General features: G+C 63.6%; 27 protein-coding genes. 10 read left to right on the top strand and 17 right to left on the bottom strand.

Going from position 1 to position 26516, the window contains the following annotated elements:
• Positions 1-18: 18 nt before the first annotated feature.
• Positions 19-522 carry an SRPBCC family protein gene (locus tag AC0IXR_RS13010; protein WP_471760978.1) on the bottom strand — a complete coding sequence of 168 codons (504 nt, stop codon included), beginning with the start codon at positions 520-522 and terminating at the stop codon, positions 19-21.
• A 663-nt stretch (positions 523-1185) separates the two neighbouring features.
• On the opposite strand from AC0IXR_RS13010, the gene AC0IXR_RS13005 reads away from it, so the two are divergent.
• A complete protein-coding gene (locus tag AC0IXR_RS13005; RefSeq protein WP_471760977.1) occupies positions 1186-1419 on the top strand; it encodes a hypothetical protein in 234 nt (77 codons plus the stop codon).
• 1060 nt (positions 1420-2479) lie between these two features.
• Here AC0IXR_RS13005 and AC0IXR_RS13000 read toward each other — a convergent pair.
• Entirely contained in the window at positions 2480-3259 is a 780-nt protein-coding gene (locus AC0IXR_RS13000) for a class I SAM-dependent methyltransferase (protein ID WP_471761298.1), read from the bottom strand.
• A gap of 87 nt (positions 3260-3346) precedes the next feature.
• On the opposite strand from AC0IXR_RS13000, the gene AC0IXR_RS12995 reads away from it, so the two are divergent.
• Entirely contained in the window at positions 3347-3802 is a 456-nt protein-coding gene (locus tag AC0IXR_RS12995) for an Rrf2 family transcriptional regulator (protein WP_471760976.1), read from the top strand.
• Between the two features lie 105 nt (positions 3803-3907).
• Here the strand turns inward: AC0IXR_RS12995 and AC0IXR_RS12990 are convergent, their stop codons facing one another.
• From AC0IXR_RS12990 to AC0IXR_RS12980, 3 genes are all read right to left on the bottom strand, one after another.
• Complete coding sequence (locus AC0IXR_RS12990; protein WP_471760975.1) at positions 3908-4795, bottom strand: Crp/Fnr family transcriptional regulator; 888 nt, start codon at positions 4793-4795, stop codon at positions 3908-3910.
• A gap of 490 nt (positions 4796-5285) precedes the next feature.
• Positions 5286-5708 carry a VOC family protein gene (locus tag AC0IXR_RS12985; RefSeq protein WP_471760974.1) on the bottom strand — a complete coding sequence of 141 codons (423 nt, stop codon included), beginning with the start codon at positions 5706-5708 and terminating at the stop codon, positions 5286-5288.
• 459 nt (positions 5709-6167) lie between these two features.
• Positions 6168-6914 carry an SDR family NAD(P)-dependent oxidoreductase gene (locus AC0IXR_RS12980; protein ID WP_471760973.1) on the bottom strand — a complete coding sequence of 249 codons (747 nt, stop codon included), beginning with the start codon at positions 6912-6914 and terminating at the stop codon, positions 6168-6170.
• A 166-nt stretch (positions 6915-7080) separates the two neighbouring features.
• Between AC0IXR_RS12980 and AC0IXR_RS12975 the strand changes: the two genes are divergently transcribed.
• A complete protein-coding gene (locus tag AC0IXR_RS12975) occupies positions 7081-7680 on the top strand; it encodes a TetR/AcrR family transcriptional regulator (RefSeq protein WP_471760972.1) in 600 nt (199 codons plus the stop codon).
• 17 nt (positions 7681-7697) lie between these two features.
• Here AC0IXR_RS12975 and AC0IXR_RS12970 read toward each other — a convergent pair whose 3' ends face one another.
• The 3 genes from AC0IXR_RS12970 to AC0IXR_RS12960 all read right to left on the bottom strand — a co-directional run bounded on the left by AC0IXR_RS12970 (position 7698) and on the right by AC0IXR_RS12960 (position 9922).
• Positions 7698-8669 (bottom strand): saccharopine dehydrogenase family protein, encoded by a 972-nt coding sequence (locus tag AC0IXR_RS12970; protein ID WP_471761297.1) that lies wholly within the window; start codon positions 8667-8669, stop codon positions 7698-7700.
• A 79-nt stretch (positions 8670-8748) separates the two neighbouring features.
• Complete coding sequence (locus AC0IXR_RS12965; RefSeq protein ID WP_471760971.1) at positions 8749-9153, bottom strand: VOC family protein; 405 nt, start codon at positions 9151-9153, stop codon at positions 8749-8751.
• A 22-nt stretch (positions 9154-9175) separates the two neighbouring features.
• A complete protein-coding gene (locus AC0IXR_RS12960; protein WP_471760970.1) occupies positions 9176-9922 on the bottom strand; it encodes an SDR family NAD(P)-dependent oxidoreductase in 747 nt (248 codons plus the stop codon).
• Positions 9923-10052: 130 nt separating this feature from the next.
• Between AC0IXR_RS12960 and AC0IXR_RS12955 the strand changes: the two genes are divergently transcribed.
• Positions 10053-10952, top strand: a complete 900-nt coding sequence (locus tag AC0IXR_RS12955; protein ID WP_471761296.1) for an AraC family transcriptional regulator — start codon at positions 10053-10055, stop codon at positions 10950-10952.
• 172 nt (positions 10953-11124) lie between these two features.
• Here AC0IXR_RS12955 and AC0IXR_RS12950 read toward each other — a convergent pair whose 3' ends face one another.
• The 6 genes from AC0IXR_RS12950 to AC0IXR_RS12925 form a co-directional block, all read right to left on the bottom strand.
• Positions 11125-12741, bottom strand: coding sequence for an FAD-dependent oxidoreductase (locus AC0IXR_RS12950; protein WP_471760969.1), 1617 nt, complete (start codon positions 12739-12741; stop codon positions 11125-11127).
• Between the two features lie 151 nt (positions 12742-12892).
• Entirely contained in the window at positions 12893-13897 is a 1005-nt protein-coding gene (locus AC0IXR_RS12945) for an SLAC1 anion channel family protein (protein WP_471761295.1), read from the bottom strand.
• 63 nt (positions 13898-13960) lie between these two features.
• Entirely contained in the window at positions 13961-16207 is a 2247-nt protein-coding gene (locus tag AC0IXR_RS12940; protein WP_471760968.1) for a xanthine dehydrogenase family protein molybdopterin-binding subunit, read from the bottom strand.
• A 14-nt stretch (positions 16208-16221) separates the two neighbouring features.
• The gene (locus AC0IXR_RS12935) at positions 16222-16668 is read right to left on the bottom strand and encodes a (2Fe-2S)-binding protein (protein WP_471760967.1); all 447 of its coding nucleotides are present in this window, start codon (positions 16666-16668) and stop codon (positions 16222-16224) included.
• 104 nt (positions 16669-16772) lie between these two features.
• On the bottom strand, positions 16773-17720 hold the full coding sequence (locus AC0IXR_RS12930) for a GlxA family transcriptional regulator (protein WP_056453548.1): 948 nt from the start codon (positions 17718-17720) through the stop codon (positions 16773-16775).
• A 190-nt stretch (positions 17721-17910) separates the two neighbouring features.
• The gene (locus tag AC0IXR_RS12925) at positions 17911-18705 is read right to left on the bottom strand and encodes an SDR family NAD(P)-dependent oxidoreductase (RefSeq protein WP_471760966.1); all 795 of its coding nucleotides are present in this window, start codon (positions 18703-18705) and stop codon (positions 17911-17913) included.
• A gap of 119 nt (positions 18706-18824) precedes the next feature.
• Between AC0IXR_RS12925 and AC0IXR_RS12920 the strand changes: the two genes are divergently transcribed.
• Positions 18825-19799, top strand: a complete 975-nt coding sequence (locus tag AC0IXR_RS12920) for a GlxA family transcriptional regulator (RefSeq protein WP_471761293.1) — start codon at positions 18825-18827, stop codon at positions 19797-19799.
• Between the two features lie 118 nt (positions 19800-19917).
• Here the strand turns inward: AC0IXR_RS12920 and AC0IXR_RS12915 are convergent, their stop codons facing one another.
• On the bottom strand, positions 19918-20100 hold the full coding sequence (locus AC0IXR_RS12915) for a hypothetical protein (RefSeq protein WP_471760965.1): 183 nt from the start codon (positions 20098-20100) through the stop codon (positions 19918-19920).
• Between the two features lie 37 nt (positions 20101-20137).
• Entirely contained in the window at positions 20138-20869 is a 732-nt protein-coding gene (locus AC0IXR_RS12910; RefSeq protein WP_471760964.1) for an EthD domain-containing protein, read from the bottom strand.
• Positions 20870-21328: 459 nt separating this feature from the next.
• On the opposite strand from AC0IXR_RS12910, the gene AC0IXR_RS12905 reads away from it, so the two are divergent.
• Complete coding sequence (locus AC0IXR_RS12905) at positions 21329-21838, top strand: DUF1993 domain-containing protein (protein WP_471760963.1); 510 nt, start codon at positions 21329-21331, stop codon at positions 21836-21838.
• Here the strand turns inward: AC0IXR_RS12905 and AC0IXR_RS12900 are convergent.
• Positions 21748-22146 (bottom strand): SDR family oxidoreductase, encoded by a 399-nt coding sequence (locus tag AC0IXR_RS12900; RefSeq protein ID WP_471761292.1) that lies wholly within the window; start codon positions 22144-22146, stop codon positions 21748-21750. The two genes, AC0IXR_RS12905 and AC0IXR_RS12900, sit on opposite strands and share 91 nt — an antisense overlap.
• Positions 22147-22942: 796 nt before the next feature.
• Here AC0IXR_RS12900 and AC0IXR_RS12895 point away from each other — a divergent pair.
• The 4 genes from AC0IXR_RS12895 (at position 22943) to AC0IXR_RS12880 (ending at position 26411) form a co-directional block, all read left to right on the top strand.
• On the top strand, positions 22943-23314 hold the full coding sequence (locus AC0IXR_RS12895) for a DUF971 domain-containing protein (RefSeq protein ID WP_471760962.1): 372 nt from the start codon (positions 22943-22945) through the stop codon (positions 23312-23314).
• A 67-nt stretch (positions 23315-23381) separates the two neighbouring features.
• Positions 23382-25124, top strand: coding sequence for a fumarate reductase/succinate dehydrogenase flavoprotein subunit (locus tag AC0IXR_RS12890; protein WP_471760961.1), 1743 nt, complete (start codon positions 23382-23384; stop codon positions 25122-25124).
• Positions 25125-25165: 41 nt separating this feature from the next.
• On the top strand, positions 25166-25399 hold the full coding sequence (locus tag AC0IXR_RS12885) for a 4Fe-4S dicluster domain-containing protein (protein ID WP_017486815.1): 234 nt from the start codon (positions 25166-25168) through the stop codon (positions 25397-25399).
• A gap of 46 nt (positions 25400-25445) precedes the next feature.
• Entirely contained in the window at positions 25446-26411 is a 966-nt protein-coding gene (locus AC0IXR_RS12880) for a HEAT repeat domain-containing protein (protein ID WP_471760960.1), read from the top strand.
• Positions 26412-26516 lie beyond the last annotated feature (105 nt).

The following is a 26516-nucleotide window of genomic DNA, read 5'->3' as shown; positions in this document are numbered from 1 at the left end:
GTGTCGAAGGACGCGAGGCTACCGGCTCGCCTCCTTCGCGATGCCGGCTAAACCCTGTTCGTAGACGCCTTCGATGTCGGCCATCGCCTCCGCATCGGTCATCCCGGCTGCATCGAAGGTAGCGGTCCAGACCACGGTCGACCCACTGCCATTGGGATGCACGGCGATCGTCGCGTTGTAGGCCTTCACGGGTAGCGGCCCTCCGACGTAGGCGTAGCTGTAGCTCATCGCCTTTTCGTCCCGGCTCGTCTCGACCTCGACAATGGTCCCCAGGTTGCCGGCTGCGACGAGACTCCGGGTCGCGACCGCCCTGCCTTCGTCGCTGTCGTCGTTCGATAGGGTGCAGCTTTCGACCATCGGATGCCATTTCTCAATGGCGCAAAAGTCACCCATGAGTGCCCAGACTGCGGCAGGTGGCGTTTGGATCTCGATGCTGCGGGAGACCTCCAGCGCGAAGCCAGGACCAATCTGTGCGGTCAGGGCTGCCAGGAACCCGATCAGCCCGACAACTGCTTGCTTCATTCCGTGCCTACGCCCCCATGAAGCGACAAACCTCGGCCGTCCGGCGTGTAAGCTGCGGTGCCTAGTTCATGGAACGGTAGGGAGAAGCCAGCACGACCCGGATTTTACGAGCGGGAGCCGCATCGGAGGTAGCCACCTGCTGCGACGACTGCGTGGCTGCAAGGGTTGAGGCGGGGATCGTGATGGAGTTGGCGCCCGAGTAAACCGTAACCTGCCGATCCTCAGCCGAAGCGGGAACGAGCGAAGCGAATACGGTGGCAACAGTGAGAGATAGAACCAGAGAAATCTTCATGACGGCGGCCCGAGACAGAGCGAAATAGTGCATCTCTAATGGTCAAGCTACGTCCCTGTTCCAAAAATAATGGTCTGCCTGTCAGCGGAACCTTTCTAAAGCCAGTTCTGCGACGTGAATCCATCGGCTGTTAGCGAATGGGGACGCAGCGCGACCTCCTCCCAGCAGTTTTTGAAACTTCCCGAAAGCCGTCTCCGTAAAGGGTGGCATGTGCCCATTCTCAGGGTAAAGGCGCGATGGCATTGCCTCGACGCTCTCGTAGTTATGCGCGCTGCGTTCAGACGCGGAATTATCTATTTATTACAGGAACTTACGGGATGATTTTCTACTTTTATGAAGATCCCTAACACGGTTCTTCTAGGAGACGGAAAATGAGAAAGACCACCCTCGCGCTTGCCGCTATGACCCTTCTTGGTGGGCTCGCACTTGGTGCAGGCTCCGCATCAGCTGCTCCCATGACTGCCAACGGCCTTCAGTCTGAAACCGGCGTCACCCAGGTCCGCATGATGCGGAGTGAGCGGATGATGATGAAGAAGCGCATGATGCGGAAGCAGATGATGAAGCGCCGCATGATGAAAAGCCGGATGATGAACCGCGGTATGTGATCCTACGGGAAGCTCGGAATAGGGCTTCCCACCCTCCCCTAGCAGCGATGCGGGGTGGGAGGGGTTCGTCCGCTCACCCCCTCACTGTGCGACGAAACGGCCTGAGACCTTCTACGTGCGGCCGTCCTGATGATCGAAGCCTTGGAGCTTTGTATGGCCCACGTTTGTACCTCGATCTTAGTAGCCTGCCTCATGGTAGGCAGTCTCTCCTCGGTGAATGCAGCCACGAAGAAGGTCCGAGTTCCAGACCAGTATGACGGTTCATGGAGCATTGTGGCGTCAACCGCCGAAGGGCCCTGTTCAGCGACAAAGACCTACCAGGTTCGGATCAAAAACAGCGATGCCTCAGTCCCAGGAGAGGATATCGATGTCGACGGCGGTGTATCGGCTGCCGGAGCTGTGCAAGCTACGATCACGCAGGGCTCGAACAGAGTGCCGATCTCGGGCAAGCTCACCCGTCAGGGCAACGGCAGCGGGACGTGGCGCACAAGCGGTGGCCTGATCGAATGCAGCGGTAGCTGGATGGCTCAGCGCACAGGGTAAGGTCGTTTCCTCGTCAACGGGATCCTGTTTCTTTCCAGGGCCATAGCGTGACGGGCGCCTCTGACGCGTCACCCTTGGACGTATCAAACTCACCCCACCGTCACACACCCATAAGGCCCGCAGAACAGGTCGCCCATGGCCTTCCTTCGGAACAGGGTTCGCCATCGCCTCCGCTGATGCTATGGCTGATCGTGGATCATGTGGCTGGATGAGAATGGAGGGGCTACCGTTAGGCAATCCCTTTCTCAGTCCGCAAAACAACCGTTTTTCCGACGCCGAACTTCTGCAGGCTTCGGCCCTATCGTATCGTGAACCGGACCGGCGGGTGTCGACCCATTGCGGAAGGTGGGAACGGCCGCTTGCAGTCTGTTCGGTAAGGCAGCGGGCTACGGCCGAAACGGGTGAATGTCTGCCGGTCTGCTTCTGGAACGCGGTTCGCCAAATCAGACATACGCCCGAACGACTGATCCCGCGCAGTCTCACTCTTCGGTGCACCGCTTCTTGCACGGCATGGCTTCTACCGCTGTGCCACTGCGATCAGTGCTGTCGAGGGGATGGGCAGCACCGATCGATCGCCCGCCATTCGTCGCACCTCTGAGATCACCGCAGCCTTGTCCGCATCGTTCAAATCGGCCCAATCCGGCGAGATGCCGAATACCGTGTCCGGGTCGTCGAGCATGACGATGTCTAATTCGTAATCGAAGACCACCTGCTCGATCCGGCAATCGCGATACCCGGCAGCGACCAGTTCACGAGTGAACCCCTCGGGATCGCCCAGCGCCTTTACTCCTTCAGGCATCGCCCTGGTCTCGCGTTCGGGAAATAGCTTGCGGCGGATCTGCCCCAGCAACAGGAACGTCGCCGCCCCCTGTTCCTGCCAAGTCGCGACGACACCTCGGCCGCCGGGCCGGGTAACCCGCGCCATTTCGGCAAGCCCCTCTCGCCAATCGGGGAACATGATCACGCCGAAGATCGAGAACACGGCATCGAAGCTCCCGTTAGGCAGAGCTAGGGCTTGTCCGTCCATCACCTTCGCGTCGACATTGGACAATCCCGCTGCCGTGATCCGAGCGACCATGGCGGGCGAGAAATCGATCGCGAGAACCTGTGCACCCGTCCGTGCCGCGGCGAGCGTCAGCGCACCCGTTCCCGCTGCGACATCGAGGACACGGCTTCGAGCGTTCAAGGGCACCTGAGCGAGAGCTGCTTCGGCAAAGCGGGCGGTGAACGGATGGGCAGTCGTCTCGTAGTGGAGGGCGATCTTGTCCCACCGGTCTGGGTTCTCAAAATCTCGCATCGGCATAGCTCCTTCAATCGCGTAACTTATAAAGTATCGTGACTTTTTGCGGTTGCCAATCTCAATGCAGCCGCCGAGGATCGCGCCGTGCGCAACGACAGCCGCCTTTCCCGAACGCTTCACGTGCTTCTTCACATGGCGCGTCACGAAGGACCTATGACGTCCGAAGCCATCGGGCGAATGCTTGGAACAAACCCCGTTGTCGTCCGCCGGACGATGGCAGGGCTGCGAAATGCCGGTTACGTGAGGTCGGAAAAAGGGCACGGCGGTGGATGGAGCATCGCCGCAGATCTGGACGCGGTTTCGTTGCTTGATGTCCATCGTGCGGTCGGCGGCCCTCGGGTCTTCGCGATCGGCAGCGATCGGTCAAACCCCGATTGCGCCGTCGAGAAGGCCGTCAACGAGGCGATTGAGGATACGTTGCGCGAAGCCGAAGCGTTGCTGATCGCGCGGCTAGGTTCGGTCAGCCTTGCCCAACTGGCGCGCGGTTTCGATGCACGGTGTCACGTTGGGAAGCTCACGACTGCTTTAGGATGCGAGTGATCCCACTTCCGTCGACCGTATCGGGTCGACACTCGCCGGTCCGCTTCACGAAGCGGTAGGGCTGACGCCGACAGACACTCGGTGCCGGAAATACCGTCGGTTTATCTAAGGCGAAGCGTCGCTCGGTTTTTGGAGAGGGTTATGGAAGCGGGACTTCGAGCGTTTAAGCCGAACCGACGTGAAACCGCCGCTCTGGAAGGCGAATCGGTTGTCTGGTTCGGCACTACTCAAGCGCAACGGCAGATCGTCGGACGCAAAGCCGTTTCTACCTTCTCGCAGGTACAGGTAGCTGGCGTCGAACTCGGCTAGAGCTTTCAGGCCCGCCCAGTCCAGGATGCTCAGACGACGGTTCTTCCATTCGATCAGCCGTCTGCGCCGGAGTTCCTGCAGCGTTCGATTGACGTGCACGTTTGATATGCCGGTGAGGTCCGCCAGATCAGCTTGTTTCAGAGGCAGCTCATAGCTCTGTCCACGAGCCCACCCGACCGTCTGATAGCGAAGATACAATTCGCAGAGGAGATGCGCCAAGCGCTCAATAGACGTGCGGCCTCCGACGTTTAGTAGCCATTCGTGTAGCATCGCCTCATCCACAAGGGCGCTCATGCGCAGACCGTAAGCGATGTTCTGATGCTGCTGTAATTGCTCTATTGTTTCAGGGGTCAGCCATACGACGCGGCAGGCGGAGAACGTGCCAATGGAGTGGTTCATCCTGCATAGCAGAGGAGCATTGAGATTGCCCAGGTCACCTGGGATGAGGAGCGCTGTGATTTGGCGCCGCCCATTCTTCCGCTGCTTGTAGCGATAGGCCGAGCCTTCCAGGATCAGAAAAGCGCCGGGCGGTTCCTCGCCTTCCTCTATGAGCGCTTTTCGCGGCTCGACATTCCGGCTGGATGTACCAATCTCCTGCAAGAGCGTTCGCTCGACATCGGAGAGGCGAACGAAGCTTTCGATTTTGTGGACCAAAGGGTTCAGCGGACGGGTGCCAAACGGCATTGTCGTCTCCTTCGGATACGCAAAGCCTCTTATGGCTTCAGATTTCCGTGACCGAATGAACGACACATTTGTAAGTGAGTCAAATCAATACAGAGTACCGATTCCCAAAAATGAATCTGGCGTACTTGCATCCTCAAGTTGCGGCCTGTGGTGCTTATCAGAGGTGTACGATCCAACATAAAACTGAATTGACACCTTACATGATCCACAACGAGACTGTACTGCCTCTGTTGCATTGCAAACGATCTGGCATACTCAGCCCACGTGCGTGCACGCAGCTTTCATAATGGCATTACCCGCGATGGCGGGCCTTTGAGTACAGCGTAAGTTGGCCTTAACGGCAACGTTGTGGCGATAGCAGCTGATTCTGCGTGACGGAAAAACGGTCATTTTGACGACAGACCGAGGGCTAAGGAACGTGACTAGGATAGGTCACTCGTCTGCTTCTGCCGTCCTAATCATGAAGCGGACCTGCCCCGGTCGTATCCCATCAACAGGACTGACAAATCGCTTCGATGTTGTTTCCATCAGGGTCAAAAACAAAGGCAGCGTAGTAGTTCGGGTGGTAACGTTCGCGAATACCGGGAGCGCCGTTATCAGTCCCTCCGGCCGCGAGTGCACTATGGTAAAAAGCATCCACAACGTCTCGGCCGGTTGTCGCAAGTGCAAGGTGGATAGGCGTACCTGGCGCCTCTCCATCATGGAACCAGATACTGGGATATCCGTCCCGTCCTATGCCGTACCGTACGCCACCCGTGCGTGATTGCTCGGGACCCACACGGATGACGACGGCCATGCCAAATGGGCGGAGCGCTCCTTCGTAGAAGCGCCGCGACCGCTCTGCGTCCGCAACTGCGAACTCGATATGATCCAGGATTGCGCCGCCGGTCGAACTGATCTCCCCATTCATCATCGCTTGCACTCCGTGTTGGAAACTAAAATCAGGATCTGCGGTCGCGGGCGCCCATCCGGACCGACAGACCCGCTTGGGCAAGCCCCTTCGAAATGGCGAGCCCGAGGCCCTTGTTCGCGTCGGTCACCGGCGCCTATCGTTTGACCGTTATGACAGCATCACCTTGCGGTAGCTTCGGCCGGGGCAGCCACATGGTTGCTGACGTCGCCGAACAGACGGCCCTCGACTTCGCGCAACACGAAGCGCCATGTGCCGTCGTGACGCTCGAAGCTGTCGATGTACCGTCCGGTTACGATGGGCTGCAGCGGAAGACCCGGCAGGCTTGGTGCACGATCGCCGCACGGTGCCATCGGTGTCGCCGGCACGGGCGGTAAAGGGCCGACGGCACACCACACGATGATCGCATGGGGGCGAGCGCGATCACGGTTGCTCGATTGTGATGGGACAGAGTGCGGTCGATTAGACCTGCGAGGCGCCGCCATCGGCGAACAGTTCCGTGCCGTTGACGTAGCTGGCGGCGTCGCTGGCGAGGAACGCCACCGCACGTCCGATCTCCTCCGGCTCGCCGATGCGTCCGAGCGTGCTGCGCTCCGCAAGGAACGAGAGGGCGGCATCCGCCTCCTCGGGGCTTGCGAAGATCCCCTTCAGCGAAGGGGTGTTCACCGGCCCGGGGCTGAGGAGATTGATGCGGATGCCGCTTCCCTTGATGTCGAGCACCCAGCTTCGCACCAGGGCGCGTAGGGCAGCCTTGGTCGCCCCGTAGACGCTCAGGCCGGGGCCGGGCTGGATGGACGCCGTCGAGCCGACGATGACGACCGAGCCGCCGGGCGGCATGAGCGGCAGGGCATGCTGGACGGTGAAGAGGACGCCCTTCACATTCGTGTCGAACATGCGGTCGTAGGCCGCTTCAGTGATTGAGCCGAGAGACTCGATCTCACCGCCTCCGGCGTTGGCGACGAGGACATCGAGGCGGCCATGCTCGTCGCGCACTCGCGAGAAGAGTGTCTCGATCACATCAGGCTTGGAAACATCAGCCCGAAGCGCCGAGGCGTTGCCCCCCAGCGTGGCGACGGCGTCATCAAGTGGCTGCTGGCGACGTCCTGTGATCACCACGCGAGCGCCCAAGCTCGCAAGTTCCTTCGCGATTGCCAGCCCCAAACCCGAGGAGCCACCCGTCACCATCGCGACCTTGCCTTCGAACGACATGCTTCAAACCCTTTTGCGGCACTTCCGAACGGCGCCTGTGTAGTGATCGCTACATAGACGGATGGACGAAGGCAAGCCCTTATTTAGCGGTCGCTACATAGCGAAGGACCAGAGCCTTGCGATTATATAGCGGTCGCTATATGTGGGGCTTGGAGGTGCATGCGGAATGGAAGCGTCACAGCGAAAGCGGCGGCCAGCCTTCGACCGCGAGGAGGGCGTTGCCAAGGCCCAAGCCCTCTTCCACGCACGGGGCTACGATGCCGTAAGCATCGCAGACCTGACCCGTGAACTCGGGATCAACCCGCCCAGTCTCTACGCCGCCTATGGCAGCAAGGCGGAGCTGTTCGAGCGTGCAATGCAGCGGCATGCCGAGAACAGCGCGCTGCCGCTGGCGCGCATCCTGTTGCCCGAGCGGCCGCCAGCCGAGGCCTTGACCGCGCTGCTCGTTGCCGCCGCCCGCCAGTATGGCGGCGATCCGTGCCTCAGGGGCTGCATGATCACCGAGGGCATGCGCGCAGACGACGAGACTGCTCGACGAGCGGCGGAATCGCTGGGACAAGCCGGCTCGGACGCCATCCATACCTACATCGCGTCCAAGCATCCGACCCGCGCGCGGCAGGTCACCGATTACGTGCTCGTGACGCTGCGAGGCCTTTCCTCGTTTGCCTGCATCGGCCTGTCGCAGAAGCGCCTGGTCGAAACCGCACGCATCGCGGGCCGCGCCCTGGAGGGGGAGTTCCAGGAGCACTCAGTGGCGTCCGAATAGGATCGCACGCCACCGCTTCATAGGTCGACGATGCACGTATCCGCGATGGTCTCGGCAAAGCCTGGACCGAATATCAGGGCCGGTGTCTGGAAGCCGGGTTTATGGTCTCCGGACAGGACCCGCCGGGCAGCCTCGACCGCCGCCAGCGGCGTGTAGGAGTAGCCGTTCAGCGTCTCGATGACCGAGCGGCGGACGCTACCTGCGATGCCGGTGACCTCGGCTACGGCCCGGGCTCGATTGGCGTCGCGCTCCTCTGCGCTGGGACCGTCAGGCAAGAGGGAGAGGTCGCCAACCGGGAAGGCATCCCCGGCGACATGCACGAACATCTCGATGTTCGGGATACCCGTCGAACGCCAAGCCGTAACCAGGTCCCCGAAGGAGAGTGGTGCGCACGCGACCTCTCCCACGCCGAAGTCGAAGAAGACCGGCCGGCTGTCCGTCTTTGCAACCAGAGCGCCCCCGGCACGGGCCAACAGGCCCCCACCGATGATCTCGCCGGCACTGATGGCCGAACCGCGGGACATCGAGCCCGCCACCTGCAGGGCGATCCGCAGCCGCCGCGGGGCTTCGACGCGACGCGCCACATGGGCCGCCAGGCAATCGGTCGGCACGACGTCCCAACCGACCCCCGGGAGGAGCATGACCCCTGCCGCCGCGGCTGCGTCGGACAACCTCTCGGCCAAGCGGTAGACATTGATCTCGGCCGTGATGTCCAGGTAGTGGACGCCGGCCTCGATGCAGGCTCGCATTAGCGGCTCCGCCGTCCTTGCGAAGGGACCCGCACAGTTCAACAGGACCGATGTGCCGGCGATGTGCTTCCGCAATGCCTGGGCGTCATCGAGACCGAAAGTGCGGTGCGCGATGCCGAGCCGAGCGGACGCCGCGTTCAACTTTGGACCATCCCGGCCAGCGATCACGAATTTGATGCCGGCGGTTTGGGCGCGCTCCGCCACCAGCCCACCGGTGTAACCGGTCGCACCGTAGATCATCAGATTGTTCATATGCTTGGACGCGTCCCTGCGAGCCTCGTAGCTCGGCGATGCTGGGTGTTTACAACGGAAGGGGTGATCAGGGCCGGGCGTGCTGCCAGCTCTTGTAGACGAACTCCAGGCTATAGCCGTCCGGATCAAGCACCCCGCCGGCATAGTAGCGGGGGTCGTAGTAGAGACGAGCGCCCGGCGCACCGTTGTCGGCAGCGCCTGCCGCGATGGCGGCGGCGTAGGCGTCATCGACTTGCGTCTGCGAGGCTGCAATGATGCCGACATGTGCTGCACGGCCCTCGACGGTGCCAGGGCGCAGCCAAAGGAACATGCGGCCCTTACGACCGAACCCCCTCAGGTCGGGGTGCCCCGGAGGGCCGTCCTGTCCGTCGTAATCGGCGCGGTCCGTGATCCCTAGGGGGGCAAGTGCCGCCAGGTAGAAGGCTGTCGAGCGGTCGAGGTCGCTGACGGACAAGAAGACGTGATCGAGCATCGGTACTTCCTCGCCTGTCCGGTTAGATGCTGTAGCCGCCCGAGACCTCGACCGACTGCGCGTTAATCCAGGCGCTGTCGTCGGAGATCAGGGCAGCGATGACGCGACCGACGTCGTCGGGCTCCCCGACCCGGCCGAGCGCGGTCTGCGAAGCCAGCAACGCTTCGAACTCGCCGTTGAGCCCGCCGCCGAGCTCGGTCCGGATCGCGCCAGGGGAGATGGCGTTGGCGCGGATGCCCCTGGGCCCGAACTCCTTGGCCATGTAGCGGGTGAGTACCTCCAGGCCGCCCTTGAAGGCCGCATAGGGCGCCACGCCTGTCGTGGCGACGCGGGTGGTGGCGCTCGTCAGGTTCACGACCTGGCCTCCCTGCGCGATCATGGGCAAGAGGACCTGGGTAAGGAAGAACGGTCCCTTGAGATGGACGGCAAAGAGGCTGTCGAACTCCGCCTCGGTGACGCTTGGGATCGGGCTGTAGAGACCGAAGCCCGCGTTGTTGACGAGCGCGTCGAAATCGGTCCGCCCCCATACGGATTGCAGGGAGCTCTGAACCGCCTCGCGGAACGCGTTGAACGTGTTGGTCTCGCCCACGTCCAGGCGCAGCGCTACAGCCTTGCCGCCGATGGACTCGATCCGCCTGACAGTGGCTTCGGCCGCCTCGGGATTGTCCTTGTAGGTGAGGATCACGCCCATGCCACGCCGTGTGCAATGGACGGCAGCGCTTGCCCCGATGCCGCGGCTTCCTCCGGTGATGATGACGATCTTGCTCATGGATCCCGCTTCCTGGTGTGAGCAGAAGCTATCCCAGGGCTCGGGCGGCCGGCTCGCCCGATCCTGCCGCTATCTTGCCTATTCCTGCTTTTCGATTGTCGCGGACGGGCAATCCGTCGATGGTATGTCGATGGAAGAGCAACTCCACGAACTTCGTGCCTTGGTCGCCCGTGCGCAGAACCGGAGAACAGAGACCGGCATCCCGCGCGTGGCGATGGTGCGGGGCAAGGTTCCCGAGCACGATCTCGCCGCCGTCTACGACCCGATGGTCAACCTGATCCTTCAGGGGACCAAGACGATGACGGTCGGCGAACGCACGCTGCACTACGATCCGGCGACGTACTTCGTCATGTCGGTCGATCTGCCGGCTGCCGGCAACGTCATGGCCACCCCTTCCGGCGCCCCCTACATGGCGGTCAGCCTAACCCTCGACCCGACACTCATTGCGAACCTGCTCGCCGACCTCGCGCGCACGCCTCAGAGGCCCACGCTGGAGGTAGCATTCTCGATCGCAGCGGTGACGCCGGAGCTACTGGATGCCTGGCTGCGCATGCTGCGGCTCATGGATCGCCCCGCAGACATCCCCGCCTTGGCCCCAGCCTACGAGCGCGAGATCCTGTATCGTGTCCTTCAGGGGTCCTTAGGGTGGATGCTGCGTGACATTGCGACCCCCGACACAACGTTGGCGAGGATCAACATCGCCATCCAATGGATACGCGAGCACTTCGCCGAGGCGCTGAGGGTCGAGACGCTCGCGGACATGGCAGCGATGAGCCCATCGGCGTTCCATCGCCACTTCAAGGCTGCGACGGCCCTGAGCCCCATCCAATTCCAGAAGCGCATCCGCCTGCTTCAGGCCCGCACACGCCTCGTCTCAGGCGGCGACAGCGCGACGGCGACAGCGTTCGATGTGGGGTATGAAAGCGCGACGCAGTTCAGCCGGGAGTACGCGCGCTTCTTCGGTCTACCCCCTACCCGGGACCTCGTCAGGGTCCGCGAGGAGATGGGCGGTGTTCGCCGCGCCTCCTGACGACCCTGGAACGAACGACTGCTTCGGGGAGCAGCGCAAGCTGTCGTGAACGGCAAGGTTGGGTCGGGACCCGTCAGTCCGCTCTACGATCGGGTCGGGTGGATTTTTGCCAGTCGCTTTCGGATGAAGTATCCGCAAAACCGACGTTCACTAACGGGTGAAAGCAAGGCGATCACGCGTTGACGTAGTCCCAAACCTTGGAGATGACGACCGATCCCTCGCCCACCGAGGATGCGACGCGCTTGACCGAGTTGGCGCGCACATCGCCGACCGCGAAGAGGCCGGGCTGCGACGTCGCGTAGGGCGAGGTCTCGCCGATCGCCTCCCCGGTCAGCACGAACCCGTGGGCATCGAGCTTGGCGAGGCCGGAAAGCCAGCCGGTGTTGGGCGCGGCACCCACCATCACGAACAGGGCGCAGGTCGAGACCGTGCGCAGGGTGCCGTCGGCGACGTTGCGGATCGTCACCGCTTCGAGGTGATCCGCACCCTGCAGGGCGGTCACCTCGGCGCCGTATTCGATCGTGATCGCGGGCTCCGCCTCCAGGCGGTTGGACAGGTAGCTCGACATCGAGGTGGCGAGGGACCGTCCGCGCACAAGGAGGCGCACGTGGCCCGCCGAGCGGCTGAGGAACATCGCCGCCTGACCGGCCGAGTTGCCGCCGCCGATGATGATCGTCTCGGTGTTCCTGCAGTAGCGCGCCTCGATTTCCGTCGCGGCGTAATAGATGCCTGCGCCCTCGAAGGCTTCGAGGCGGTCGATCGGCAATCGCCGGTACTGCACGCCCGTCGCGGCGATGACCGCGCGCCCGCGAACCCGCTGGTCGTTGTCGAAGGTCGCGCAGAAGGCGTCGTCTTCGAGCCGCTCCAGCTTCACCACCCGGCGCGGCATCGCGAACCGCGTCCCGAACTTCATCGCCTGGACCTCGCCGCGCCAGACGAGGTCGGCCCCGGAGATGCCGGTCGGGAAGCCCATGTAGTTCTCGATGCGGCTGGACGTGCCGGCCTGGCCGCCGATCGCGAGATCCTCGATTACCAGGGCGCGCAGCCCCTCCGCCCCGGCATAGACGCCGGCCGCCACGCCGGCGGGGCCGCCGCCGACGATGAGCACGTCGAAGGCCTCGTCGTCGACGAGGTTGTAGTTCAGCCCGAGCAGCTGCGCGACCTTGTCCGGGGTCGGGTCCGTCACCACGACGTCCCGGCCGAAGATCACGGCCGGCCGAGCGGAGGAGATCGCGCAGCTCTTCGCGATGGCCCCCGCCTCCGGGGTGCCGAGCGCGTAGGATCGATAGGGGAAGCGGTTGCGGCTCGCGAATTCCGCGATCCGCCGGACGGCCCGGTCGTCATCCTCGCCGATGAGGACCAGCGTGCCGTCGCGCGAATCGAGCTGCCGCCGCCGCCGTGCCGCCAGCACCGTGATGACGATGTCCGACATTTCGGGAATCTCGGACATCAGCCGCAGCATGTCTGCCCGCGGCACCTCGATGACGCAGGTCTCGGTGACCGCCCGCATGGGCATCGACCAGGTGCCGCCGTTCAGGATCGAGATTTCGCCCATGAACTGCGTCGGCCCGAGGGTGGACGGAAGGTGGCGCTCGTCGGTGAACGGGTTCACCACTTCGACCTCGCCGGCGATGACGTAGACGAAGCGGTCGGCCGGTTCGCCGGCGCGGGCGAGGAACGTCCCGGCCGGGTAAAGCCGCTGGGTACCGGCGGCTCGGAGCGCAGCGACATGCGCGGCGGCCAGGGGTACGCGCTGCATTTCGTTCAGGTCGCGGCCGATGGTTTCCATGTCTTTCCCCCATCGTACGATCAGAAGCAGCATCGATCGCGCGTCTTAGTCAAGCAGGCGCGCGGTCTTGCAACGGGTACCACACTGGTCCGCCTGCGCACCGGCGCTCGAACAGTCTTCTCCGCGTTCGCCGGCCGACGGAGTACGTGGACTAACCGGCGAGTTGACGGAGTTCGCCCCGGGCAATGCCGACGAGCGTGCGCATCGCGAGGCCGACGACGATCACCGTGGCAAGGCCGAGCAACAGCAGCGCCAGCGCATCCGCGGCGATTGCCTGAGCATGCCCCGCATAACGTGACGCTGCTACCGCCATGGCGGCGATGGGGAAGCTTACAGCCCACCACGAGATCCGGAACGGGCAGCACCGCAGTAGATCGCGCAGGCGGCCTAAAAGCACGGCAAAGACGAACAGGGCGATGAGGAAAAGTGCTTCTGCGAAGGCGTCGACCCGACCGAACGTCGCCACATAGCTAGAGAAACCGACCGCGAAGGGGGCCACGAGGATCATCAGGGTCGGCCGCTGGGCTGGGACCAGGGGCTCCTCGAACACGAGCCGGGCAAAAACCAGGGTGAAGAGGGGAACCGCAAAGAACAACCCGATGCTCAATGAGAACATCATCAGGGTCTGGGTGTGCGGCAGTCCGAGCGCCGGCCCCGCCAGTGGCACGTCGAGAAGGCCGACCACCGGCACGATCCAGGCCGGTGTTGCGTGGGCAAGCTGATGTCGGCTGCCCATCCAGCGGCTGACGATCAGAAAGGCGAATAGGATCATCCCGCCGGCGCCGAGCATCCAGGCCGCCGCCGCCAGGAACGGGCTGAGTGGCTGGAGCACGAAGGGCAGCAGGAGCAGGCTGATGAGCACTGTCCCGAAGAGGTTCCCGGCGATCGGGTGCCGGAACTCACTCTGGACGCTCGTCCATGCGGTCACCGCCTTGGCGAAGTAAGCCAGGGCTAGGAGGCCGAATACGGCGAGCGCGCTCCAGCCGATCCCATCGCCGATGACCGCAGGCAGACCATACCGGGCGCTTGCCAGCCGCCACCCGATGCTGAGCCCCATCAGTCCCATCACGGAACCGAACAAGCTTACCGGCAGGTAATCGAATAGGGGTTTGCGCGCCGCGGAGGCAAGCCGCAGATTGTCCGCGGCAACAGGCATCGTCATCGCCGCGCTTTCTCTATGCAGGCACCCGGGGGGACATCCGAAGCGAGGCAATCGGGATCAGGCACCGGACAGCTGGGTCTTTGCGAGTGGCAGGCTGCGGATGCGCTGCCCCGTCAGCGTCGCAACGGCGTTGACCACGGCCGGGGGTACGCCAGGCAGCCCCGGTTCACCAATTCCCCCCATCGGCGCCCCGCTCTCAACGATGGCGACGTGCACGCGCGGCATGCGCTCGCGGTCGAGGATAGGATAGGCATCGAAGTTGCGCGCCTGACGCTGCCCGTCCTCGTAGACGACCTGCTCCAGGAGCGTCGAAGAGAGCCCGAGGGCGGCTGCGCCCTCCACCTGCCGCTTGACGATCGCGGGGTTGACCACACTGCCCGGATCTATGGCGATCCAGAGGTCATGCACCCGCGCCTCGCCGTCCTTCAGCGAGACTTCGGCAATGGTCGCCGTCTCGGAACCGAAGGGCGAGGCCATGGAGACGCCGCGCGCCCGACGCGTGCCATCGGCTGCCTGGAACGTCCCGCCTTTCCAGCCACCGGCCAAATCGGCGACGGCCCGAAGCAGGGTTCGGTGGCGCGGACTGTCCCTCAGAAGCGCCATGCGGAGCGCAAACGGGTCCTTGGCTCCGGCGGCCGCGATCTCGTCAAGGAAGCTCTCGTAGAAGAAGTCGTTCATCGAATGTCCGACAGAGCGCCAGAAGGCGATCGTGACCGGGTGCGGCACCTTCACGTAATCGAGGCGCCGGTTTGGGATGGCGTAGGGTTTCTTGTCGAGACCTTCCACGACAGACGAATCCACCGGCGACTTAAACAGAGCACCAAACCAGCGCCCGATGGGGCCTTCGCCCACTGCCGTCGTCTGCATGGCGACTGGCATTCCGTCGCTCCCGAGAGCTGCACGGAATCGCGCGAAGCTCAAGGGACGCACCGCATCCATGCCGAACTCCTCCTCGCGCGACCACAGCACCCGGACCGGTCGTCCGGTCGCCTTCGCGAGGAGGATTGCCTGTGGGAACGGGTTGGCGGGTCCGTAGTAGAAGTGGCGTCCGAAGAAGCCGCCGAGCATTGGCGAATGGATGCGTACCTGCGCCGGCTGAACTCCCGCGGTGCCGGCCGCCACCTGTTGGAACAGTTCCGGCATCTGATTGGGCAGCCAGAGGTCGAGACTACCATCCGCCTCGAACCGGGCGATGGCCGAGGGGGGCTCAAGCTGGGCATGCGCGAGGTAGGGCGCATCGTATTCCGCCTCGATGACCTTCGCCGCCGTTGCGAAGGCGCCCGCGACGTCGCCCTCCTGCTCGGCGGCGATGCCGGGCTCCGTCGTGGATTTCAGGGCTGCGAGCATCGCAGCCGACGAGAAGGATTTAGAGACCGTGGCGATCCCGTCCTGAGCAGGGCTCGTCCAGGTTACTTGCAGTGCCTCCGCGCCCTTACGCGCCCGCCACCAGGAATCCGCCACGACCGCCACCGCGCCGGGCAGGAGATGCACCGAGTCAACCCCAGGCATCGCACGGATGTCCACCTCGTTGGCAATGGTCTCGGGCTCCGTGCCGAGATGCGGAGCGTGCTGGATCGCCGCGTGGAGCATCCCGTCGAGGCGAATGTCGATCGCGTAGACCGCCCGGCCGGTGGATTTGTCCCGCATGTCGAGCCGCGCGACCGGCTTTCCGATCCATCGAAAGCTCTTGGGGTCCTTCAGCGGCACGTCGTCCCGTGGCTGGAGGACGAGCGCGTCGGAGGCGAGTTCGCCGTAGCCGAGCGACCGGCCGGAGGCGGCGTGAATCACCCGGCCATCATCGGTGGTGAGCTGACCCTGCGGGACGCCGAGCTTGGCCGCGGCGGAGCGCAGCATCATTTCGCGGGCCGTGGCGCCCAGGCGCCGCATAGCCGCATAGCTGGAACGGGTCGAGAAGCTGCCCCCCGTCATGCGCAGGCCGTTGACGACGGCGTAATCGGGGCCGGGCGGCGCGCATTCGACGGCAAAGCGCGCCGGGTCGAGGTCGAACTCCTCTCCGATGGTCTGAGCAAGGCCGGTATTGATGCCCTGGCCTCCCTCCACAAACGGGCTCAGCAGGCGCACCGTGCCGTCGGACCGCATCTCCAGGAAGGCCGCGACCCGCGTGCCGGGCTTGGGCGCTATGGCGGCCGCGCCCTCGGGTCGCTCCCCGGCGCCGACTGAGTTGGAACCAAGGTTGACGCCGAGCACAAGGGCGCCGGTGGCGGCACCGAGGAAGTTTCGCCGCGACAGGTTGCGGATGGGCTCGCGGCCGGCGGTCGGCGAGGAGGGCGTGAGGTCGTTCATGATACCGTCTCCCCTCAAGCCGCGGCCTGCCGCACGGCGGCGGCAATAGCGTTGTAGGTGCCGCAGCGGCAGAGATTGGTCATCGCCGAGGCGATGTCGTCGTCAGTCGGCTTCGGTGTTCCCTTCAGAAGGCCGGTCGCCGCCATGACCTGGCCGGACTGGCAGTAGCCGCATTGCGGCACCTCGATGCCGATCCAGGCCGCGACGACTCTGGCGCCCACTGGATCCCGCTCGATTGCCTCAATGGTGGTGACGCTCTGCGTCCCAACGCTCTCAAGGGGGATCTGACAGGAGCGCGTCGCTTGTCCGTCGAGGAGGACCGTACAGGCGCCGCACTGTCCGATGCCGCAGCCATACTTGGTGCCGCTCAGCCCAAGGCCGTCGCGCAGGACGAAAAGGAGCGGCGTGTCGGGTTCGGCCTCGACAGCATATGGCCGGCCATTGACCGTCAGATTCACCATGGCCGCGTTACTCCGAAAGGTTTGCCCCGCACTGCATTATGGATAAGTCTGGCCGATGCAGTCGCAAACGTCATAAACGCAGCGTTTTCGGACATGCAGCTGCTTCACGCGGCGTGCCTGTCTCGCAACAGTCCCTGCCGGATCTCCTGTGGGGTCAGCCCGTAGATCCGCAGGAATGCGCGGCGCATCCGCTCCCTGTCGGCGAATCCGGTTTCCATGGCGACCACATCGAGAGAGTGCCGGCTCCGCACCAGCAGCACGCGGGCGGCATCGGCACGCAGGCGCTCGATCACCTTGGCCGGCGACAGGCTGAACTCCGCCTGGACCGCCCGGTTGAACTGCCGGGGCGAGAGGTGGGCGGCATCGGCGAGGCGGGCCACGCTGAGCGGTTCCCGCAGATGGCCGCGCGCGAACGCGAAGGCCCGCTGGATCCGATCGGATTTCGGCTCCAAGTCCAGGAGGTTGGAGGCCTGCGGCTGACCGCCGGAGCGGCGGCGATCGAGGAGCAATCGGCGGGCGACCTCGCGGGCCGCCCCCGGCCCGAGGTCGTCTTCGACCAGCGCCAGGGCCATGTCGATGGAGGCCGTCATGCCGGCCGAAGTCCAGATCGCCCCGTCCCGAACGTAGAGCTGGTCGGTTTCCACCTGCAGGTCGGGAAAGCGCGCCGCCAGTTCCGCGTTGTCGCGCCAATGGGCCGTGACCCGACGGCCCGCGAGAAGGCCCGCCTCCGCCAGCACGAAGCTGCCCCGGCAGAAGGATGCGACTCGCCGCGCCTGCCCGGCGACCCGGCGCACGAACGCAAGGAGGACCGGAGAGCCCGCCCCCGCGCCCGTGGAGGCTCCGACGATGAGCGTGTCGAACGCCGTCTCGCCGGGCGGCTCGGTCAACACGGTAAAGCCCGCATTCGTCTGAACCGGACCGCCCGCTTCAGAGATGAGGTGCAGATCGTAGACGGGTTCGCCAGCAACGTTGTTCGCGACCTGGAACACCGCCATGGCCGAGAGCGACATCAGCTTCAGCTCGGGGATCGCTAGAACGCCGATGGTCAGCACGGACTTCTCCCAGCCTCGAGTTTCACAGAAGTATTCAGCGAGATTAACAGATTTCGCAGACGCAGTCCTCGGTTCGCGACAGAGACCAGCTTCGCGACAAAGATCTCGGTAGCCCCGTGCTGGCGGGCCGACTTGAACCTGCTGCGCTCGGAGCCGCGATGTCCAAGTCGGCCATTCGGCGTAAGCCGGCTCAACCGGCCTGATACCGGTCGGCCACCACGGCGCTCGACAGGTGTGGCAGCATCGCTTGGCGAGCGGCCTCCCAGGTCTCCCATTCGGCCCCCTCCATCAGCGACGGAACAGTGGCGAACTCGCCCCGGTCGAGGCCGACTAGCGCCGCGTCCACGAGATCGGCCGCAGTCATGACCCACCCCTCGGGAAGGTTGCTGGCCGGAAGCCCGGCGATATCCCAGAACTCCGTGCCGGTCGCCCCAGGCAGGACGACCTGCACGGCCACCCCGGTGCCGGCGAGTTCCTTGTGCAATGAGTGACTGAAGGCGAGGACGAAGGACTTTGTGCCGCCGTAAACGCCGTTGAGTACCTCCGGGCCAATGGCGACGATCGAGGCGATGTTGATGATCGTGCCGCTGCCGCGCGCTGTGAAACGTGGGACGGCCGCGTAAGTCAGGCGCGTCGGGGCAGTGACGTTGATCGCAATCATCTGCTCCATCTCGTCCACCGAGGCGGATGCCAAGGGTGCGGCGCTGCCGAAGCCGGCATTGTTGACCAAATGGGTGATGCTTGCATCGGTCTTCAGGATCGCTTCGACTTCGCGGAGTCCCTCGGCGCCCGCCAGATCAGCCGCGACGGCTCGGACTGTGACGCCGTGGCGACCCGACAGTGTTTCGGCGACCGCATCGAGCCTTGCCCTGTTTCGTGCCACCAGGATGAGATCGTGGCCGCGCGCAGCGAAGCGGTCGGCGTAGACCGCACCGATGCCCGAGGAGGCTCCGGTGATGAGCACGGTTCCGGGCTTGTTACTCATGGTCCTGGTCCTTCGACATGCGCCGCTGGCTGTTTGCCACATCGCGACACTAGGACTCGACTGTGATGTCTCAAATGACGTAAAAGCGTCAATTCAGGACATGCACGATGGAGGTCTCGATGCCAGAGGTCGGCTTCATTCTGGACGACGGGTTCCAGGTCATGGGACTGGCCGCGCTATCGGCCTTCGAGTTCACTAACGTGGAGCTCGGATACGAGGCCTACAGCCTGACGGTGATGTCCGAGTGTGGGGGAACGATCCAGTCTTCGCTCGGCATCCGGATCGAGACAGTTCCGCTCACCGTCATACCGGATACCTTGATGGTCGTCGGCGAGTTGCTTCCCCGCCCCCTCACGCCTGCCCTACGCGGCTATATCGCCGAGGCGGGCCAGATGTCCCGACGCGTCGCAGGACTGTGCACTGGGGCATTCGCGCTGGCCGAGGCAGGATTGCTCGACGGCCGTACCGCGACCACGCACTGGGCCCATGCCCGGGACTTGCAGGCCCGGTTTCCCCGCGTCCGCGTCGATGACGACCGTATCTTCGTCTCCGACGGACACATCTGGACATCCGCCGGGATGAGTGCGGCCATCGACCTGACTCTCGCCCTGATCGAAGACGATCACGGCGCGGATCTGTCGCGGATGGTGGCGCGCAACCTCGTCGTCTACCACCGCCGCCCGGGCGGCCAGTCCCAGTTCTCTGCGCTCTTAGAATTGGAGCCCCGCTCCGACCGCGTCCGCCGCGCACTCGTTTACGCCCGAGAGCATCTGGCCAATCCGCTGACCGTCGAGGAGCTCGCTGACGCCGCGAGTGTAAGTCCCCGACAGTTCAGCCGGATCTTTCGCGAGGAGACCGGACAGTCCCCGGCAAAGGCCGTAGAGCGCCTCCGCCTGGAGGCCGCGCAACGCATGCTTGAAGACGGACGCCATGCGATGGATGTCGTTGCCCGCGACACCGGCTTTGCCGATCGCAATCGGATGCGGCGGGCTTTTCTGCGCATGTTCGGTCAAACGCCGCAGAGCTTGCGTCGCCGCACGCGCGTCATGGCGCCGTCCGATACACGCTTGCGGGCAACCATAACAGCGGAATGAGCGGCCGAGTTGGGTCGACATCTGCCGGCCTCGTATACGGCCGACATGGGGAGAGAGCAGCCGCTCTCTCAGTGAATCTGATTCAGTCATAACCTTATGGGCTACCCGGCCTTGATCGTCAGCGACCCAGGAGCTTGCCGGTGTGCAGTAGGTGGCGGACATCCTCAGCAACCTGGTTCCGGGCACCGAGCTTCTCGATGAGCTGGGCTGGACGGCTGCCCCGCAAACCGGCAAGCGTCAGCTTCTTGTCGCGGACATACGTATAGACCCCGCTCACGGCGAACGGGGAGGCATGGGCCACGTCCCGGCCTAGGCCCTCGGCGGCCTGGATGAAGGCATCAGATGCGTAAAAGATGCTCCGATCCAGCGGCGAGGCGAACGCGATGTCGATGACGGCGAGGAGGCGGCGTTCGGCAGGGACCTCGTGCCCCACGTTGGGCGCCGGGGGGGGCCGGGTCGGCATTGTCGTAGGGCTCAGGAAGGTGAAGGCGGACCCGCAGCACCGGCTCCTCGGCAACGAGCGCCCGGGCGAGACGGCCAACGCGGTCTCCGAACGCTACAGCATCGTCGTGGGCGGCGCCGAGATGAAGGTGGATGCGGTCGAGACCGTCGGTGGCGTTCGGGGAGGGTTCGGCGACCCGGTCAACCAACGTGGTCGACCCGTTCGGCAGCGCGTAGGCGACGGTGGCGGCGAACATGTTCTGCTCGTCCGCGAAAAGGATCGGGCATGCCTCGTTGAACGCGGCCTGATCCTCGGCGGAGTGGAAGCCGATCTCGACGCCGCCATCCAGTTCGTAGTCCGGGAAGGGCTTGATACCCTCCATCTCGGGCCAGAGGCGGGCGTCCTGCTCGCGCGCGAGGTGGGTCTGCACGTACCAGCCGAGCCCGGGGATCCGCGAGCACAGGGGGCCGTGAACGTCCCGCCAGTAGGCAGCGAACAGCTCATGCGGCACCTTCGAATGTCGAAGAACCGTCGTGTAGGAGTTGATAGCGATGGCGGCGTCGCGATCGGAATAGTCGACGCAAGTCGTGAGCTTGGGCAAGGTCATGTCCTGGGTGAGCGGCAACACGCGGGACGTGGCGTCGTGCGATCTCAGGGGATGACGCGCGAAACGTGCCACCGGGTGCAATGTGACGTTTTGTGACAAAGGACTTTTTCACGTTGTCGGGCCGGCCGGCCTTCGTACTTTCGGGGCATGAGCGAAGGCCCGACCATCTTAATCGTCGAGGATGACCACGCCGTCGACCGGCACGCAATCACCGCCCTGTGGCCCGAGAGCCGCCGGGGAAACCCGCACGTAAAGGCGTTCCTGGGGTTCCTCGGAGAAATCTTCCCGACGCCCACGCCTTGGGACGTGACCGTGGCCAATCGTGCGGCCGAAACCTCATCGGGGACGTGAGGCGCCGGTGCCGAACCGCACGGGGGCGAAGGCGTACCGCCCCTGGACGACTGGTTTTGTGTCCGGCGCCCAGCAATCCCATTGCCCTGATCGGGATACCCGGCCTAGCTGGCTGCCATGAGCACCAGCATGCACGACGTCAGCGTTCCGATCTTCGTCAACGGACTGCGCAACATGAGCGCCTGGCTCGACAAGGCGGCGTCCGAAAAGCCGGAGGCCGAGCTTCTCGCCGGACGCCTCGCGGCCGACATGCGGGCCTTGCCGGCCCAATATCAGATGGCCTCCGACAGTGCGAAGAACGCGGTGGCTCGGCTCGCCGGCATCGAAGCGCCTTCCATGCCGGACACCGAGGCCAGCTTCGCCCAACTCAAAGAGCGTTGCGCCAGGACGATCAGCTTCGTCGTAAGCGTCGATCCGGCCGCGCTAGCATCGAGCGCCAAGCGCGAGGTGGTGCTCAACTTTCCCAACAACACCGGCTATCGCTTTACGGGACAAGCCTACCTGACCGGTTTTGCGTTGCCGAACTTCTTTTTCCACGTCACGACCGCCTACGCGATCCTTCGGGCAGCGGGCGTGGCCCTCAGCAAGCCGGATTTCCTCCGCCACCTCGGGCCGCCCACCTTCGGACCCGACCAGTAGGCTACAAATGGGGGGACGGTCGAAATGACCGCCCCTGGGAAATGACGCCGATCAGAGGACGGGCATCCTGCCCGCCACGGTGACCAGAGACCTGGGGTATTGCTGCTCTTGTCCAACGCTAGCATCAGGTAGGCTGAGGCAAGCTCGGCCGGCTGGCCCGGGCGTCCGAACGGCACCTTCCAACCGAGCGACTTCACCGAGTCCTGGTCTATCCCGGAGGGGATGAAGGGCGTCCAGATCGGCCCCGGCAGGACGCCGTTCACGCGGGTGCCATTCTCGGACAGCAACTGGGCGAGGCCCAGCACCATGTTGCTCGAGGCGCCCTTCGTGGCGCTGTAGGCGAGCGGCAACGGCATCGGATGTTTCGACTGCGATCTAAACGTCTGCTTTAGAGCTAAGCTCCGTTTGGGTTCTACAGCAAGGTTGGGTCGGAGGCGGAACGTCCGCTTCAGGGCGAAGGGTCAGGGTCCGCTCCCCACCCGTTCCAGTCGCCCTGTTCTGTTTTACCAAGAGCCCGAGAGCAGACGTTGGCAGGGCCAGCTATGGGGCAGGAGTCATAAAAAGAGGTGCTTCAACGGCCTCTCGTCCGGTTCGGCTTTCCAGACCGGTGATGCAGCGTCCGATCCGACAAAAGCGACCTATTTACTTGATGTGATTCCCAAGTGCTCGCGTTGAGCGAGGAGTAACTGTGTGACTAAATCTTGCTGATTGTCGCACAAATAAATTACATGGCTATAATAATTACAAGCATTTTATTTCACCACACCGACATGCTGTAAATCATATGGGGCATAATATTATGGATAAATATTAAAATCATACTTATAAGCATTTTGTTTTTGGGTAGTGACTCCTGTTCATAAGGGGTGACCGCATTGTCGCTGCTGGGGCGCGCTATTGTCTATTGATGGATTAATGATGGGGTGCATTGAGGTGCCATCGATGACTGGCTTGTACCCCCTCCGATCTAAAAGTCCCGCAGGGTACACGCTTCTACCTTGTAGAATTCTTTCGGCCGCTTTCGGCAACTAATTGCTCGCTGGCATCCGCCTCGCCGGGTCTAATCCGTCTGCATTCTGGCACCAGTAGATAACGGACATGCCGATGAGACTGCCCGAACAGCCGCCATTTGATCCGGAAGCGATCCCGACCGATGCCGTGGTCTCCCGCGGTGGTCGCGATATGCGCCTTGTCTGGCCCAATGGCGAGGAAGCTGTACTGCAGGCGGAGACGTTGCGGCTGCGCTGCCGCTGCGCCTGGTGTACGCGGGACCGACTACAGGGCAATTTTCCTATATCCTTCGAGACTGTCGCCGTTACCAAAATCGACCCGATGGGCGGATATGCGGTTAACCTCGGGTTCTCCGACGGACACGCGCGTGGAATCTTCCCGTGGGTCTATCTCCGAGACCTAGCTCGCGAGGCCGCAGAGCCGCAAATCGGCACGGCCGATGACCGGACGCCTCAGGCTGCCTGATCGCTGACCCGTCTTTCCTTTCCCGAGCGCGCGGTCTGCATCTGCGCCCGACATACGAGTGCACATCATGAGCGTCACCAGCCCCAAGGTCGAAATCATCGAAACCGATCTACTCGTCATCGGCGGCGGCACGGGCGGCCCTATGGCCGCGATCAAGGCCAAGGAGGCCGATCCGAAGCTGCGGGTGCTGCTGATGGAGAAGGCAAATGTTAAGCGCTCAGGCGCAATTAGCATGGGCATGGACGGGCTAAACAACGCAGTCGTGCCGGGTTATGCCACGCCCGAGCAATACGTGAAGGAAATCACCGTCGCCAATGACGGCATCGTCAATCAAAAGGCGGTGATGGCCTACGCTCAAGGCTCCTTCCCGATGATCCAGTATCTCGACAAGCTTGGGGTCAAGTTCGAGAAGGATGGCTCGGGCGAATACAACATGCGCAAGGTCCACCATATGGGGACCTACGTGCTGCCCATGCCAGAGGGGCACAACGTCAAAAAGGTGCTTTATAGGCAGCTGCGCCGCCTCCAGGTCGCGGTCACCAATCGCTACATGGCGACCCGGCTGCTGAAGGGGCCGGACGGCCGCATTGCGGGGGCGATCGGCGTCAACACACGCACCTCCGAATTCCTCGTGATCAAGGCCAAGGCGGTGGTGCTGGCCTGCGGTGCTGCCGGGCGGCTCGGCCTGCCCGCTTCCGGTTATCTGTTCGGCACCTACGAGAACGCGGCCAATTGCGGCGACGGCTATGCGATGGCCTACCACGCCGGTGCGCAGCTCGCGAACCTCGAATGCTACCAGATCAACCCGCTCATCAAGGATTACAACGGCCCGTCCTGCGCCTACGTTACCGGCCCGTTCGGCGGCTTCACAGCCAACAACAAAGGCGAGCGCTTCATCGAGTGCGACTACTGGTCGGGCCAGATGATGCTCGAATTTTGGCGGGAACTGCAGGGCGGCAACGGCCCGGTCTTCCTCAAGATGGACCACCTGCGCGAAGAGACAATCTCGGAAATTGAAACGATCCTGCACTCGAACGAGCGCCCCTCGCGAGGCCGCTTCCACGAGCGCCGCGGCACCAACTACCGTCAGCGTGCCGTCGAGATGCACATCTCGGAGATCGGCTTCTGCTCCGGCCACTCCGCCTCGGGCGTTTGGGTCGACGAGTATGCTCGTACCACCATTCCCGGCCTCTACGCCGTGGGCGACATGGCGGCCGTACCGCATAACTACATGCTCGGCGCCTTCGTGAATGGCGGCATCGCCGGCGCGGATGCGGCAGCCTATTGCGCCTCAACGACCCTTGCCAATTACGACGAGAGCGACTTCCTAACCGAGCAGGAGCGAGTGCTGGCCCCGACACGACGCGAGGACGGCATCACCCCGAACGAGATGGAGTTCAAGACCCGGCGCTTCGTGAACGACTATCTCGAGCCGCCGAAGGTCACGGCCAAAATGGAGCTCGGCCAGCGCCGGTTTGCGGAGATCCGCGAGGATCTTGGCCACCTCGTTGCTCGCGACCCGCACGAACTGCTGCGGGCTTTGGAGACACAGACCATTCTTGATTGCGCCGACATGGCAGCACACGCTTCTCTGTACCGCACCGAGAGCCGCTGGGGCTTCTACCACCTGCGCGTCGACCACCCCGAAACCGACCCGAACTGGGCCTGCCATACGGTCTTGTTCAAGGACGAGTACGGCCGCATGGCGAGTGCCAAGCGCGAAGTTGACCCCTTCATCGTTCCCGTCGCGGACGAAGAGATGAGCGCCTACCATCAACTCCGCATCAAGACGCCAGTCGCCGCCGAGTAGCGCGCCGCGACGGCCCTTTTCCAAGAGACACGGAGACCTCCATGCCCATTATCACACAAGCCAAGAGCGCAGCAGTCGTTATCGACGACGAGAAGTGCATCGCGGAGAAGGGGTGTCGCGTATGTGTCGACGTCTGCCCGCTCGACATCCTCGCGATCGATGAAACGCGACAGAAAGCTTATATGAAGTACGATGAGTGCTGGTACTGCATGCCATGCGAAGTCGATTGCCCAACGAATGCTGTGAAGGTCAATATTCCCTACTTACTCCGCTGAGCATTGGCCCCGGCCAGACCACCACGTTGTGATCGAAGAGGTCAAAATGAGCCCCGTAATCGAAACCTTCGACGATGATCTGGAGGATCTCGCCGAGCGCGCAGCCAGCCCCGATGCCGGCATTCGCCGTGTAGCGATGATGGAACTCGCTGAGGCCGTCGGATCCGAGGCTAAGGTCCTTTTACTTAAGGGGCTCGGCGACGACGATGCGACGGTCCGCGCCGCCGCCGCCAAGGCGCTTGACGAACATGACGGTCCCGATGTGGTCGAGGGCCTGGTGGCTTCGCTCGAGGATGCGGACGAGGACGTGCGCCGCACTGCAGCCGAGACCCTCTCCGAGAAAAAGGAGCCGACCTGTGGACCGCTGCTCATCGAGCGGGCAGAGCACAGCGATCCCTTCGTTCAGGCTGCAGCCCTCCGGGCGCTCCGGGAGTTAATTATCCCGGATGCTCTCTCCGCCGCGCTGAAAGCCCTATGCAGCGGCTCACCCGAAGTGCGCCGCGAAGGGCTCGGGGTGATTGGCTATCTCAAGGCCGAGGAGGCGCTGCCAGCCCTGCTCGCGACGGCACGCGACAGCGATGCGAGTGTGCGCCGCGCCACGATGGCGGCTCTCGTCTTCCTGCGTTCGGGTGGGCCCGGCGTCTCGACGCTTCTAGCCGGCCTGCAGGATGAGAACTGGCAGGTGCGAGAGGAGGCCGCCGTTTCCATCGCGAAGAGCCGGCTTCCTGAGGCCGTCGAGCCTCTGATCGCAGCTATGGCTGATCAAGTATGGCAGGTGAAGACCAAGGCGGCCAATGCCCTTGGGCGGATCAAGTCGACTGCGGCCATAGACGTGCTCGGCCGGGCCCTTGATTCGGACATCAGTAACCTGCGCAAGGAATCTGCTGCGGCTCTCGGCGAGATCGCCCATCCAGAGGCACTTAGCTTTCTCGAACGCGCGTCCGAGGACCCCGATCCGGACGTTCGCAAGTTGATCCGCTGGGCCATCGGCCGATGTCGGGCTGAGGTTTGAACGCCCACCTCAGCCCTTGTCGCCGACGAAGCGGCGCAGGACCTTCAAGGTCCTGCGCCGCTTCTTTGTGGACATTGGCTGCCTGTCTCGAGTCTCGCACTCTTT

Source organism: Methylobacterium sp. AC832, from assembly GCF_979256025.1.
The sequence above is the reverse complement of the archived record's forward strand: the minus strand, read 5'-3'. Positions and strand labels throughout refer to the sequence as shown.

Excerpts from the sequence above, each read along its gene's own strand:
- AC0IXR_RS13010 (WP_471760978.1), bottom strand. The coding sequence starts at position 522 with ATGAAGCAAGCAGTTGTCGGGCTGATCGGGTTCCTGGCAGCCCTGACC.
- AC0IXR_RS13005 (WP_471760977.1), top strand. The coding sequence starts at position 1,186 with ATGAGAAAGACCACCCTCGCGCTTGCCGCTATGACCCTTCTTGGTGGG.
- AC0IXR_RS13000 (WP_471761298.1), bottom strand. The coding sequence starts at position 3,259 with ATGCGAGATTTTGAGAACCCAGACCGGTGGGACAAGATCGCCCTCCAC.
- AC0IXR_RS12990 (WP_471760975.1), bottom strand. The coding sequence starts at position 4,795 with ATGCCGTTTGGCACCCGTCCGCTGAACCCTTTGGTCCACAAAATCGAA.
- AC0IXR_RS12985 (WP_471760974.1), bottom strand. The coding sequence starts at position 5,708 with ATGATGAATGGGGAGATCAGTTCGACCGGCGGCGCAATCCTGGATCAT.
- AC0IXR_RS12980 (WP_471760973.1), bottom strand. The coding sequence starts at position 6,914 with ATGTCGTTCGAAGGCAAGGTCGCGATGGTGACGGGTGGCTCCTCGGGT.
- AC0IXR_RS12975 (WP_471760972.1), top strand. The coding sequence starts at position 7,081 with ATGGAAGCGTCACAGCGAAAGCGGCGGCCAGCCTTCGACCGCGAGGAG.
- AC0IXR_RS12970 (WP_471761297.1), bottom strand. The coding sequence starts at position 8,669 with ATGATCTACGGTGCGACCGGTTACACCGGTGGGCTGGTGGCGGAGCGC.
- AC0IXR_RS12965 (WP_471760971.1), bottom strand. The coding sequence starts at position 9,153 with ATGCTCGATCACGTCTTCTTGTCCGTCAGCGACCTCGACCGCTCGACA.
- AC0IXR_RS12960 (WP_471760970.1), bottom strand. The coding sequence starts at position 9,922 with ATGAGCAAGATCGTCATCATCACCGGAGGAAGCCGCGGCATCGGGGCA.
- AC0IXR_RS12955 (WP_471761296.1), top strand. The coding sequence starts at position 10,053 with ATGGAAGAGCAACTCCACGAACTTCGTGCCTTGGTCGCCCGTGCGCAG.
- AC0IXR_RS12950 (WP_471760969.1), bottom strand. The coding sequence starts at position 12,741 with ATGGAAACCATCGGCCGCGACCTGAACGAAATGCAGCGCGTACCCCTG.
- AC0IXR_RS12945 (WP_471761295.1), bottom strand. The coding sequence starts at position 13,897 with ATGCCTGTTGCCGCGGACAATCTGCGGCTTGCCTCCGCGGCGCGCAAA.
- AC0IXR_RS12940 (WP_471760968.1), bottom strand. The coding sequence starts at position 16,207 with ATGAACGACCTCACGCCCTCCTCGCCGACCGCCGGCCGCGAGCCCATC.
- AC0IXR_RS12935 (WP_471760967.1), bottom strand. The coding sequence starts at position 16,668 with ATGGTGAATCTGACGGTCAATGGCCGGCCATATGCTGTCGAGGCCGAA.
- AC0IXR_RS12925 (WP_471760966.1), bottom strand. The coding sequence starts at position 18,705 with ATGAGTAACAAGCCCGGAACCGTGCTCATCACCGGAGCCTCCTCGGGC.
- AC0IXR_RS12920 (WP_471761293.1), top strand. The coding sequence starts at position 18,825 with ATGCCAGAGGTCGGCTTCATTCTGGACGACGGGTTCCAGGTCATGGGA.
- AC0IXR_RS12905 (WP_471760963.1), top strand. The coding sequence starts at position 21,329 with ATGCACGACGTCAGCGTTCCGATCTTCGTCAACGGACTGCGCAACATG.
- AC0IXR_RS12900 (WP_471761292.1), bottom strand. The coding sequence starts at position 22,146 with ATGGTGCTGGGCCTCGCCCAGTTGCTGTCCGAGAATGGCACCCGCGTG.
- AC0IXR_RS12895 (WP_471760962.1), top strand. The coding sequence starts at position 22,943 with ATGAGACTGCCCGAACAGCCGCCATTTGATCCGGAAGCGATCCCGACC.
- AC0IXR_RS12890 (WP_471760961.1), top strand. The coding sequence starts at position 23,382 with ATGAGCGTCACCAGCCCCAAGGTCGAAATCATCGAAACCGATCTACTC.
- AC0IXR_RS12885 (WP_017486815.1), top strand. The coding sequence starts at position 25,166 with ATGCCCATTATCACACAAGCCAAGAGCGCAGCAGTCGTTATCGACGAC.
- AC0IXR_RS12880 (WP_471760960.1), top strand. The coding sequence starts at position 25,446 with ATGAGCCCCGTAATCGAAACCTTCGACGATGATCTGGAGGATCTCGCC.